The sequence below is a fragment of the Shewanella sp. S23-S33 genome, assembly GCF_043359565.1.
Lineage (GTDB): Bacteria > Pseudomonadota > Gammaproteobacteria > Enterobacterales > Shewanellaceae > Shewanella > Shewanella oncorhynchi.
This window is the reverse complement of record NZ_JBHFFD010000066.1, coordinates 41,187-53,541: the sequence shown is the minus strand read 5'-3', so window position 1 is coordinate 53,541 and position 12,355 is coordinate 41,187. Positions and strand designations below refer to the sequence as shown.

The following is a 12,355-nucleotide window of genomic DNA, read 5'->3' as shown; positions in this document are numbered from 1 at the left end:
GTTATTTATTTCCTACTGAGTCAACTAATACACTTTGATATTGGGTGAGCGCATTAGGGTCGACCACTGGCCAACCTTGGTTCCATGTCAGTTCAGCAATTTTGAGTTTTTGTAAGCCATTATCGGCGGATTCGTAGGCGTGAAAGACTAAATAATCTTTTCCATCAAATTGATACACGCTGTTGTGCCCCAATCCTGGCCATGCCTTAGTACCGTTAAGCAACACGGAGCCGCCACCTTGAGCCATGTCTTTACCGGCTTTATCAAGATAAGGGCCCGTCACTGATTTCGAGCGGCCAACCGCTAAATGATAGGTACTGTCGTCACCACGGCAGCAAAGACCGTAGGAGACAAATAAATAGTAAAAAGCCGCTTTTTTATAAATAAACGGGGCTTCAATTTGCGCTGGGCCGGGTTCGGTTTCTGCTAGCAGTGCAGGACGTGCTAGCTTGGCTAAGGTATGCCACTCCTGCGGCTCAGCAATCGAGATAAAGTCACTATTGAGTTTAACGAGCTTCAACCCTTGCCAGAATGAACCGAAACTCATCCAAGGCGTGCCTTGTTCATCGACAATAATATTCGGGTCAATGGCATTCCATGCATCGCGGTCGGGAATAGACTGCAACACCATGCCCTTATCAAGCCACTGATAATCTTTTGATTGTTTATCAAGGGTTTTATTGACGGTTACACCAATCGCGGAGGTATTTTTACCAAAGGCCGAGACAGAGTAATAAAGGTAAAAACTGCCGTTATGCTCAATGATATCCGGCGCCCATAGGTGACCATTAAAACCCGGTGCAACACTGCGAGCCCATGTGGGCTCAGTGTCGAATACCCTGCCCGCTAATGCCCAGTGCACTTTATCCTTGGAAGAATAATAAGTAATGCCAGGGCCGGTACTAAACAGATAATAGTTCTCCGCTTCTTGCGCCATTACCGGATCATGAATACTCACCTGTTTTGCGCTGATGCTACTGACAGTGCCAAGAAGGCCGAGCAGCAAGGCACAGTTGAGCCGCTTAAGGTGTTTTTTAGATGAAACAGATAGTGGTGGCATCAATTCTCCTTAATGAAACAAGATCCAAATATAACAAAATAGCTATTATGCTATTGTATGATGATTAAGGTTATCATACTATCAAGACAAATAAGTAACAATCCAACATGGGAAAATTAACAGTTAGAGAATGTATTAACATGGGGAATACGGTATAACGTGTTGCTGATACATTAACTCACTGTTTATAAAAAATATAATAAGGATTTCTGATGAGTTCTCATAAACTGTCGGTCATTGAAAAGATCGGATACGGCTCTGGGGATATGGCCGTAAACGTGGTGATGTCTTCAATGATGTTAATTATTACCTTCTTTTATACTGACATCTTTGGCCTAAAACCTGCTGATGTGGGGATTTTGTTTTTGCTGGTTCGTTTAATCGATGCCATTACCGATCCACTCATGGGCATTATTAACGATAAAGTAACCACACGTTGGGGTCGTTATCGCCCTTACTTCCTGTTTATGGCGGTGCCGTTTGGACTGTCAGTCTTTTTAACCTTTAGTACACCGGACTGGGACTACAACGCCAAACTGATTTGGGCTTATTCCACTTATATTCTGGTGACGATTATTTTCACTACAGTCACTATTCCTTATATTTCCATTATTAGCGTATTAACAGACAACCCCAAAGAGCGCTTATCCGCCAATGGCTATCGACTGTTCTTCGCTAAAATTGCCGCTTTTTTAGTGACCATTATTGTGCCTATGCTGGCAGCATCTTGGGGCGGTGATAACCTTGCTGCTGGCTATCAAAAGGCCATGGGGGTAATGGCATTAATGGCAACATTGTTGTTTTTATTCTGTTTCTTTACCACTAAAGAGCGTGTGGCCTACAAAGTAGAAACTAAGCCTATTGGTACACAATTGAAGTTGCTATTAAAGAACGATCAATGGTTAGTGCTGTGTTCTATCTGCGTGATAGGCACAGTCGGTTACGTTATTCGCGGCTCAGTTGCCGCCTATTACGCGACATATTACCTCGGTGGCGACGCCAAAATGCTGTCGGCATTTCTCTCAACCGGTGTTGGCGCCGCGATTCTGGCGATGGTGGCCTCAACCTGGATCACTAAGCGTTACTGTAAGCTTAAGCTGTTCCGCTATAGCCAACTCATCGTTGGTATTTTAAGTGTACTGATGTTCTTTACCGTGCAGCCAGGTGATATCGTACTTGCCTTTGTGCTCTATTTTGCGATCTCCTTTGTGGTGGATTTACATGCTCCTGTCTTTTGGTCAGTGATTTCTGAATCGGTCGATTACGGCACGGTTAAAACAGGTCATAGGGTTTCGGGTTTAGCTTTTGGTGGGATCTCATTCGCCCAAAAAGCGGGTATGGGCGCCGCAGGTTTTGTAGTGGGCATGTTACTGACTTACTTCAACTATCAACCAGGGCAAGTACAAAGCAGTTTCACCCTGACAGGGATTTCCTTGATGTTAACTGTCATTCCTGGTGCTTTCCACGCGCTGATGGGGTTGTTGATGTTTAAGTACAAAATATCTGACCGTGTTTATGAAGATATCAAGCAAGCACTACCCGATATGGAAATTCTTAATGAAGAGGCCACGCCTAAGCCTAAGCACACAACTCAAGGCGGTAATGGCGATCCACAAGTCTCGGTGTAGCGGTGTTGATTCAATGATAGATCTGCTATTTGGATCAGTGATGTTAATTTTTCAAGTTCATTTTTTGTAATCCGGTTTTGGAATAGTTTGGAGTAAAAGATGTTAAAGCTCAGCCCTTTAATTGAACAACGTGCCGACCCTTTTATTTATAAGCACACGGATGGTTTTTATTATTTCACCGCGTCAGTGCCGCAGTACGACCGCATTGAATTACGCAGAGCGACCACGATTGCAGGACTTGCCGATGCGACTCCGGTTGATGTGTGGCATAAACCGGATACGGGTGCATATTCTGACTTAGTATGGGCGCCAGAAATCCATTTTAATCAAGGTGCTTGGTATCTCTATGTTGCAATTGCGCCGAGCCGAGAAATTAAAGATGCGCTGTTTCAACATCGCATGTATGTGCTGCGTTGTAATGATGCCAACCCACTGACGGGCGAATGGCAGTTCCTTGGTCAGCTCGATACCGGTATCGACACATTCTGCCTCGATGCAACAACTTTTGAACACAATGGTCAGCTGTACTATGTGTGGGCACAAAAGGCCCCAGACATCCAAGGCAATAGCAATCTTTACATTGCCAAAATGGACACACCAGACAAGATAAGCTCAACGCCTGTCATGTTAACCAAGCCTGAATATCCATGGGAGATCAAAGGCTTTTGGGTTAACGAAGGTCCGTCCGTGCTAAAACGTCATGGCAAAATCTTTATCACCTATTCCGCCAGTGCTACCGATGAAAATTATTGCATGGGTTTACTGTCTATTGATGAGAATGCCGATTTACTCGATGCAACTCAATGGCATAAATCATCAGAACCTGTGATGACAAGTTGTTATGAGCACGGTGTTTACGGTGCGGGACATAACAGTTTTACCTTAGCGGAAGATGGTGAAACCGATCTATTGATTTACCACGCGCGCACCTACACTGAAATTGAAGGCGACCCGTTATGGGATCCTAACCGCCATACCTATGTGAAGGCATTACGTTGGGATGATGTGGGTATGCCAGTATTTGGTAAACCTTCTATTCAGGAATAGAGCGTTCTTGCATTTAAAGCTGCTGACCTAAAACCTTTAGCTTATGCCCTTAGCTCAAGCTCTTATTTTAAGTTCTGAGTTTAAAGCCCCTTCTATTTGGGGCTTTTTATTAGCGATATTTTTTGTGGTGCAAGTGTCCGCATTACGCAAATGTTTGTGAGCTGCAAGTCTATTATTGCCCACTGTTCTAAACCGAATAGCTAGTGTGAGATGAGTTTTACGTGCCTAAACTTTAAAGGGATCTGATATGAAATCCGCATTATTCTTAAGCCTCTGTTTATTCACACCACTCGGCTTTGCAGCACCAAGTACTATCCCACTTAATGATGTGCGTATTACCGCCGGCCCTTTTCTGCATGCCCAGCAAACCGACTTGCACTACATCATGTCGATGGATCCCGAACGGTTATTAGCGCCCTATCGTAAGGATGCAGGCATAGCGACCACAGCTGAAAATTATCCTAATTGGGAAGATACGGGTTTAGATGGTCATATCGGCGGACATTATCTTTCAGCGCTTGCGCTGATGTACGCGGCGACGGGCGATGAAGCCGTATTAGCACGACTCAATTACATGGTGGCCGAGTTAGAAAAGTGTCAGCAAGCCCATGGCAATGGTTATCTTGGCGGTGTGCCCAATAGCCGTCTGCTATGGCAGCAAATCGAGCAAGGTAAGATAGAGGCTGATTTATTCACCCTCAACCAAGCTTGGGCGCCTTGGTACAATGTCCATAAAGTGTTTGCAGGCTTAAGGGATGCCTATCTGTACACCAATAATCCAACCGCGAAAAAAATGCTGGTGAATTTCGCCGATTGGATGCTGCATTTAAGCAATAAGCTGGGTGATGAACAGTTGCAACTGATGCTGCGTACCGAATATGGCGGCTTAAACGAAACCTTAGCCGATGTTTACGCCATCACAGGGCAAAATAAATACTTAGCTCTAGCTAAACGCTATACCGATCAATCCTTGCTGCAGCCACTGTTACACCACAAAGACAAACTCACGGGTTTACATGCTAATACGCAAATTCCGAAAATCGTCGGCGTCGCCCGCATTGCAGAGTTAAGTAATAACAAGGTTTGGTTAGACAGTGCCGATTTCTTCTGGCAGCAAGTCGTGCATAAGCGCACGGCATCCATTGGCGGTAACAGTGTGCGGGAGCATTTGCATCCCAGTGACGATTTCAGCAGCATGTTGGAATCGGCCGAAGGGCCCGAAACCTGTAACACCTACAACATGCTAAAACTGTCTAAGCTACTCTATGAAAACAAGCTACTCGATGAAAATAAAGCCGATTTAGCTTATATCGAGTACTACGAGCGCGCCCTTTATAATCACATTTTGTCGTCTCAACACCCTGATAACGGTGGACTTGTGTACTTTACGCCTATGAGGCCCGATCATTACCGCGTCTATTCCTCTGCCCAGCAAAGTATGTGGTGTTGTGTCGGTTCTGGGATTGAAAATCACGCTAAGTATGGCGAACTCATTTACGCCAGCGAGGGTGATGAGTTTTATGTGAATCTGTTTGTCGACTCCGAGGTACATTGGCAGGAAAAAGGTATTACCGTTACGCAGAAAACCTTGTTCCCTGATGCTAATACCTCAGAAATAACCTTAGACAAGGATGCGCAGTTTGCCCTTAATGTGCGATATCCGCAGTGGGTGCAACATGATGATTTAACGCTGAGTATTAATGGTCAAGCGCAAAAGTTTAACGCCGTTGCAGGCCAGTACATCAAGATCAAACGTCAGTGGCATAAGGGCGATAAGATCAGCATCACCTTACCCATGACTGTGACGTTAGAACAAATACCCGATAAAAGCTCTTATTACTCAGTCCTGTATGGGCCGATTGTTCTGGCGGCCAAAACACAGCCGATTGTCAATGAATCCTTAAACTTTATCGGTGATAGTAGCCGCATGGGCCACATTGCCAAAGGCCCTCTGTGTGAATCCGACCAAGCGCCGATTTTTATTAGCGATGGCACCGCATTTTTACAGCAGATCACCCGCTTGCCGTTCAGTGAACTTAAGTTTTCTACCGGCAAGGCGCGGATGAATCAGGCTAAATCCTTAGAGCTGATCCCCTTCTTTCGCCTCCACGACAGTCGTTACACGGTTTATTTTGGTCAAAGTGCGCCTAATGAGTGGCAACAGCGACAGCAAGCTCTGAGTATGAAATCTCAATTGGAAGCTAAACTTACGGCGCAGACACTCGATATCGTCTTACCCGGTGAGCAACAACCTGAAGCTGATCATTTCTTTAAGGCATCTAAGAGTGAAGCTGGACTCAATGGCACTCGCCATTGGCGCCACGCCCACGATTGGTTTAGTTATCAGTTGAATGCAAAGGGAGAAACCGCACCGCTGTTAAGGCTCACCTACTTCGGCTTAGATACAGGCCGAGAGTTTGAGATCCACATTAACGACAAGTTACTCGCAGCCGTGACATTGAGTGGAGAAAAAGGCGCAGACTTTTATAGCCAAGACTACCCTATTCCCGCCGAAATGCTGAGCGCCCCCACTCAGCCCTTTACCGTTAAGTTTGTCGCTAAAGCTGGCTCGATTGCAGGTGGTTTATATGAAGTAAGATTACTGAGAACCACTGAATATCCGTAATGGCGTGAGAGTAATAAAGTCTGATACCCAATATTCACATATCGTAGGAAATGGCGGTTTAACCTTAGGTTTCCGCCAGTCAAAATTTGAGTGTTACTACTATAAAGACTGTATATCGGAAAGCAATTCTAGCAGGTTAAGTTTGGTCATAAAAATTTTAAGTTCGAAATTACCATAGCAATAAATGGTAATTTCGACGTACAACGTAATATGATTCTCGCAACCTTTTCAAATGCTCCATGTTGGCTTCCATCGAATTAAATGTAAGAGTTATATCACCTTGCCCCATTAATATATCGTAATCTGTATCGAATAAACTTCCCTCCTTTCGCCGATAGTAGCTATAAAACTCCTCTGGTAGGGACACACATACAATTCTTCCGGATTTAAGATATATGCCAATATGACAATTGGGCATTTTGACTGGTTTACTAAGAGACTTTACTTTTTGAAATGATAGATATTCATACGGTAAAAAGTCATCATATAAACCAGCAATATTAGAGAAATAAATGTTAAACTCTTTAACACTCTCATTAGGGCTAATAGCTATATTTAGTTCGTCACTTTGAAAAGGGAAAATATCTCCGTTTTTCGAATCAACCAAATAACCATAGTTATTGTCGTTAAACTCTGGGACTCGCCAGAATGCTCTCTTTCTTACCAACCGAACATGATCAATTTCAGCCAGTGAATCCTTGTGATTTCTAAGTCTCAACTTTAGTAAATCTTTCTTAACTACCACATTAGCTTCAACACTTGGCCGTTTCTTGTAATACCAAATCATTAAGCCAATAAAAATACTAATAATAGTAATAATTGAGGTAAATAAACCTAAATAATCTTTTATCGAGGATACATCAGTTAGTGTGCTCGCTAAATTCATTTCAACCTTCTTAGGTTTGCATTAGTGGTTAAGCATCAATAAACGCAAGATAACAGAAAAAGAGGAATTAGGTAGATGATATGCGCAAACTCATCTCAATTGGGGCCTGTAGAAATTTTCCATTCACAATGCCATATCGTGAAAGCTATCAGAACGAGCGCGATGTAAAAACCAGCATTAGGCGTTACTGAGGATATTTAATGGTGATATTCTATAAGTCAACCACTTGAATAGTATTTAAAAGTCAAGGACTAGCAGAGGACGCTACGCTCCCCGCTAATCCTAATTCTGTTCTAGCTCAACGCTACTGCTTAGCCCTATTATTGTGCTTATACAATTTTAGTTAGGAGAAGTTTTTAGCTTCACTTAGCAAACGTTTGTTCATCGCTGAGCTCATTATCAAACTGTGGCATGCCATCTGCTGACCAATATATCGCGCGATAATAGCTGTGGCGATTGCCGTCGGTGAGTGGCGTTCCTTGTAGTTCAAGGTAATTGCGGGCGTGGTAGAACATTAACTCCGTCTTACCGTCTTCTGCCAGTACAAAGCTGTTGTGCCCAGGGCCAAAACGTTTAAGTACTGGATTACTGCTAAATACGGATGTGGGTGCTTTGTGCCAGCTATTGGGATCGAGGAGATCGGCCGTTTTATCCGCCCACAGCAAGCCCATAGCGTATCGATCATCTGTGGCGCTAGCGGAATAGGTCACAAAGACTTTGCCATTTTTAATGAGCACGGCAGCGCCTTCGTTGACTTTAAAACCTAATCTTTCCCAGTCGAGCAAAGGTTCGGTGATGATGGTTTCCGCTGCTGACGCCTGCGTCGGCGACATCATTTTGGCGATCACCAATCCCGTATTGTAGCTTTTAGCCTCATCTTGCTGCGCCCAAATAAAATAACGCTGTTCGCCTACTTGAAAGCTGGTGGCATCTAAGGAAAATGCATCGTGCGCTGTCTTAAGGCGTCCGAGTTCCTCCCACTCACCCGTCATCGGATCATCGCCATTTAAGCCTAATACAAACATACGGTTATGAAAACGCAGGTCTTTATCACTGGCGGCATAATAGATATACCAACGGCCATCAATCTTATGTAGTTCGGGCGCCCAAATGTCGATGCTCATGGGCCCAGACTCATGCTTACGCCAAATGATCTTAGGCTTTGCTTGGCTTAGAGCCTGAATCGTGGCGGCATGGCGCAGTTCTATTCGATCAAATTCAGGTACAGAGGCGATAAAGTAATAGCTGCCATCGTCGGCTTTAATTACCCAAGGATCGGCGCTGCGGGCAATAAAAGGCGCGTTTTGAACAGTGGATTTGGTATTTTGTGCGGTAATGGCCTGATGAACGACAGCTTTATGCTCAAGTACAGGCACTGCATTCGCAGGGCCTGCCATACAAACCGACAGCGCAATTGACACCGCCAGTGCCGAAAAACGGCTTGATTTAGGGTGAATTTGATTAGCGTTACCATGTTGAGAGCTAACATGCTTATAGCTAATAGGTTTAGAGCGAGTCATTGAGGTTAACTTATCCATGGCTAGGTTTACGTCCATTCAAGAGTTTTTGTAACACGATGAAGAAAAATAGTAATAATCCAATCACTATCTTGGTCCACCAACTGCTGAGCGTGCCATCAAAGGTAATGTAGGTCTGGATCACCCCCATTAAAAACACCCCAAGCACAGTACCTAACACAAAGCCCCTACCGCCGGTAAGTAAAGTGCCGCCAATCACCACAGCGGCAATGGCATCGAGCTCGACTCCAATCGCTCCGAGCGCATAACCGGAAAAGGTATAAAAGGTGAATACAATTCCCGCCAACGTTGCGAGAAAACTACTGAGCGCATAAATACAGATAGTGGTTTTCGCGATAGAAATCCCCATTAACTCCGCCGATTGCGCATTACCGCCAAGGGCGTACACATTGATTCCGAAACGGCTGTAGTGCATCATGACGGCAACAATGATGAAAAACAGAATAAAAATCAGTGAGCTAATATCAAGCGAACCATGACCGGGTAAGGCAATGCTCAAATCAGCAATGGCATCGTAAAACGGATGATCAATCGCGATTGATTCTTCACTGATGGTGGTTGCCATGCCACGTGCTAAAAACATCCCCGCTAAGGTCACAATGAAGGGTTGAAGCTTGTAAACGTGGATAATGCTGCCCATCAAGGCACCAAAGAGTGTGCCAAGGGGCAGAACCAGTGCAAAGGCGAGCAGTGGATGCCAGTGATATTCGGTAATTAACACGCTGGTGAGCACGCCACTTAAGGCAATCACTGAGCCTACGGATAAATCGATGCCCCCGGAGATGATGACTAACGTCATCCCGAGTGCGGTGATCAGTAAAAAAGCGTTATCACGGAATAAGTTAGTCACGACTCTGACACTGGCAAAGCCTTCAAACTGCATTGAACCTATCAAAAACATCACTAGCAGTAAGGAGGCCGTGATCCATAGGGGAATAAAACGTTTAGCGATCATTTTTTGTCTCCAGCCTTGGCGCTGTTGAAGGTGCGAAGTTTGAATAGTCCCGATAGCTGACGTCTAAATTTCTCAGACTGCAGTAACAGTACACTTAAGATCACTATGGCTTTGATCAACAGGTTAAATTTGGCAGGTAAACCGCTGACGATAATCGTAGTGGCCAAGGTTTGGATGATCAGCGCGCCGATGATCGACAACACAAGTGAGAAACGGCCACCAGTTAACGCTGCGCCACCAATCACTACAGCTAAGATGGCGTCGAGCTCAAGCCATAAGCCCGCATTATTAGCGTCTGATCCTTGAATGTCGGCAGTGCTTATCATGCCGGCTAACGCTGCGCATAATCCGGCAATGGCATACACGAACAGCTTGATGGATTTATCATTAATACCAAGGTAACGACTCGCTTTGGCGTTACAACCTACGGCCTCAATAAAAAGTCCCAAAGCGGTTCTGCGCAGCAATAATTGGGTCAGTAGCAACATGCCAATGACAATCCAAATCGGCATAGGTAAGCCTAAAAACTGCCCAACACCGATTACCGCAAATGCTTCATGTTGAAAGGTAATGATCTGCCCCTGATTGATTAGCTGAGCGACGCCGCGCCCAGCAACCATAAGCAGTAAAGTTGCCACAATGGGCTGAATGCCTAAAACACTGACCAAGGCACCATTAATACAACCCGCCGCGAGGCCAACCATCAAACCCGCCAATACCACTGTCACTAAGCTGATATCCGGCACCAGCAAAAGGTTAGCGCAGACCGCGCCTGCGATTGCCATCACAGCACCAACAGAGAGGTCAATCCCACCTGTGGCAATGACTAAACTCATGCCAATCGCGAGCAAAGCGACTGGCGCACTGCGGTTTAAAATATCAATCAAGGAGCCATAAAGACGGTCATCTTGATAGGTTAAATGGAAAAAACTGCTGTCGATAAACAAGTTAACTAGCAGCAATAAGGCTAACGCTAATAAAGGCCAAAGATAACGACCGAAGGACTTTGACTTACCCGCTTGATAACGGTCTGTTTTTTCTTTGGTCATTGTTTGCTGGCTATTCATAGGTAAAGCCTCCGGCGACATCATTTCTGCTGAGCTTTTCATTTATCCCTCCGCAATGGCTTGCATAACGTGTTGTGAGGTGAGTTCTGATCCCGTTAATTCACGCACTGCATAACGGTCGCGCATCACCACGACTTTGTTGGAGAATGCGACAAGTTCATCTAATTCGGAGGAGGCAACGAGCAGCGACATACCATCGTCACACAGGGATCTAATCAGTTTGATAATTTCGGCATGGGCGCCGATATCGATACCGCGGGTCGGTTCATCGAGCACTAACAAAATCGGTTCAATGGCAAGCCAGCGCGCTAAGATCACTTTCTGCTGATTACCGCCACTGAGCTGCTCTATGGGTTTGTCGGCATCGGGCGTGGCGATCTGCAATTTATCGATAAAGAACTGGGCAATTTCCTCTTGCCTCGCTTTCGATAAACAGCGCCACCATCCCACCCTCGCCTGCAAGGCTAAAATGATGTTCTCGCGAATGGATAAAGGTCCAATGATGCCGTCAATTTTGCGATCTTCAGGACACAGCGCGATCCCCGCATGAATCGCATCAACAGGTTGTGAAAGATTTAATTTTTTACCTGCTAAGTGAATGCTGCCGCTTTCAAGCAAATCCAGTCCAAAAACTGCATTGCAAACTTCACTGCGCCCTGAACCTAACAAGCCAGCAAGACCCACTGCTTGACCTTTAGGTACAGTGAGCGTCATGGCTTGAATGGAGCCTTTAACGGACACGCCCTCAAGGGATAACAGTACCGCTGAAGTACCCTTTGCTGGATTATCTTCAATCTTTTTATCAACCAGTTGCTCTAGCAATGAACGCCCGAGCATAGCTTCAATCAATTGGGATTGGGGTAACTCAGATGTGAGATATTCACCAATAAAACGACCGTTTCGCAGCACCGTAATGCGGTCACTTATCTGATAAACCTGATCGAGAAAATGGGTGATAAACACTATGGCCACACCCTTTTGTTTAAGCTGTTTTAAAATGCCAAATAGCACTTGTACTTCATCCGCATCAAGGCTGGCCGTTGGCTCATCTAATACCAACACTTTGGCTGACATGGCTACGCCACGGGCAATGGCGATAAGCTGTTGTACGGCTATAGAGTATTGTGACAGTGGCGCAGTGACATCAATATCCAGCTTAAACTGAGTCAATACGCTGCGGGCATCGGCATACATCTTTTTAAAGTGAATTAACCCAAAACGTTTAGGCTCATGGCCCAGAAATAAATTCTGCGCCACGGAAAGATTCGGAACCAGATTCACTTCTTGATAAACTGTGCTGATCCCGATTTTCTGTGCCTCAATCGGCGTACAAAAATGTTGTTGTTCACCCAGAAAAATAATATCCCCGCCATCTTTGGATTGTGCCCCTGTCATCACTTTCACCAGTGTGGACTTACCCGCACCGTTTTCGCCCAAGAGGGCATGAACTTCCCCTGAATATAAACGTAAACTCACCTCTTCTAGCGCTTTCACGCCGGGGTAATGCTTACTGATATTCTGCAGTTCTAAGATAAGGCTCATAGCTTG

General features: G+C 45.1%; 9 protein-coding genes. 3 read left to right on the top strand and 6 right to left on the bottom strand.

The window, feature by feature from the left end; all coding sequences use genetic code 11:
* Position 1 precedes the first annotated feature (1 nt).
* Positions 2–1,060 (bottom strand): arabinan endo-1,5-alpha-L-arabinosidase, encoded by a 1,059-nt coding sequence (locus ACHA99_RS18200; RefSeq protein ID WP_393944263.1) that lies wholly within the window; start codon positions 1,058–1,060, stop codon positions 2–4.
* Between the two features lie 212 nt (positions 1,061–1,272).
* Here ACHA99_RS18200 and ACHA99_RS18195 point away from each other — a divergent pair, with 212 nt between their 5' ends.
* The 3 genes from ACHA99_RS18195 to ACHA99_RS18185 all read left to right on the top strand — a co-directional run bounded on the left by ACHA99_RS18195 (position 1,273) and on the right by ACHA99_RS18185 (position 6,361).
* Entirely contained in the window at positions 1,273–2,688 is a 1,416-nt protein-coding gene (locus tag ACHA99_RS18195) for an MFS transporter (RefSeq protein WP_393944261.1), read from the top strand.
* Positions 2,689–2,787: 99 nt separating this feature from the next.
* Positions 2,788–3,735, top strand: coding sequence for a family 43 glycosylhydrolase (locus ACHA99_RS18190; protein WP_393944259.1), 948 nt, complete (start codon positions 2,788–2,790; stop codon positions 3,733–3,735).
* 247 nt (positions 3,736–3,982) lie between these two features.
* The gene (locus tag ACHA99_RS18185) at positions 3,983–6,361 is read left to right on the top strand and encodes a beta-L-arabinofuranosidase domain-containing protein (protein WP_393944257.1); all 2,379 of its coding nucleotides are present in this window, start codon (positions 3,983–3,985) and stop codon (positions 6,359–6,361) included.
* Positions 6,362–6,530: 169 nt separating this feature from the next.
* Here ACHA99_RS18185 and ACHA99_RS18180 read toward each other — a convergent pair whose 3' ends face one another.
* The 5 genes from ACHA99_RS18180 to ACHA99_RS18160 form a co-directional block, all read right to left on the bottom strand.
* Positions 6,531–7,247, bottom strand: a complete 717-nt coding sequence (locus tag ACHA99_RS18180; protein WP_393944255.1) for a hypothetical protein — start codon at positions 7,245–7,247, stop codon at positions 6,531–6,533.
* A gap of 362 nt (positions 7,248–7,609) precedes the next feature.
* The gene (locus ACHA99_RS18175; RefSeq protein WP_393944253.1) at positions 7,610–8,785 is read right to left on the bottom strand and encodes a family 43 glycosylhydrolase; all 1,176 of its coding nucleotides are present in this window, start codon (positions 8,783–8,785) and stop codon (positions 7,610–7,612) included.
* Positions 8,778–9,740 carry a galactofuranose ABC transporter, permease protein YjfF gene (gene yjfF, locus ACHA99_RS18170; RefSeq protein ID WP_263222875.1) on the bottom strand — a complete coding sequence of 321 codons (963 nt, stop codon included), beginning with the start codon at positions 9,738–9,740 and terminating at the stop codon, positions 8,778–8,780. The genes ACHA99_RS18175 and yjfF overlap by 8 nt, the downstream gene beginning before the upstream one ends.
* On the bottom strand, positions 9,737–10,849 hold the full coding sequence (locus ACHA99_RS18165) for an ABC transporter permease (protein WP_393944251.1): 1,113 nt from the start codon (positions 10,847–10,849) through the stop codon (positions 9,737–9,739). Before ACHA99_RS18165 ends, yjfF begins: the two co-directional genes overlap by 4 nt.
* On the bottom strand, positions 10,850–12,349 hold the full coding sequence (locus ACHA99_RS18160) for a sugar ABC transporter ATP-binding protein (RefSeq protein ID WP_113940441.1): 1,500 nt from the start codon (positions 12,347–12,349) through the stop codon (positions 10,850–10,852).
* Between the last annotated feature and the right edge of the window lie 6 nt (positions 12,350–12,355).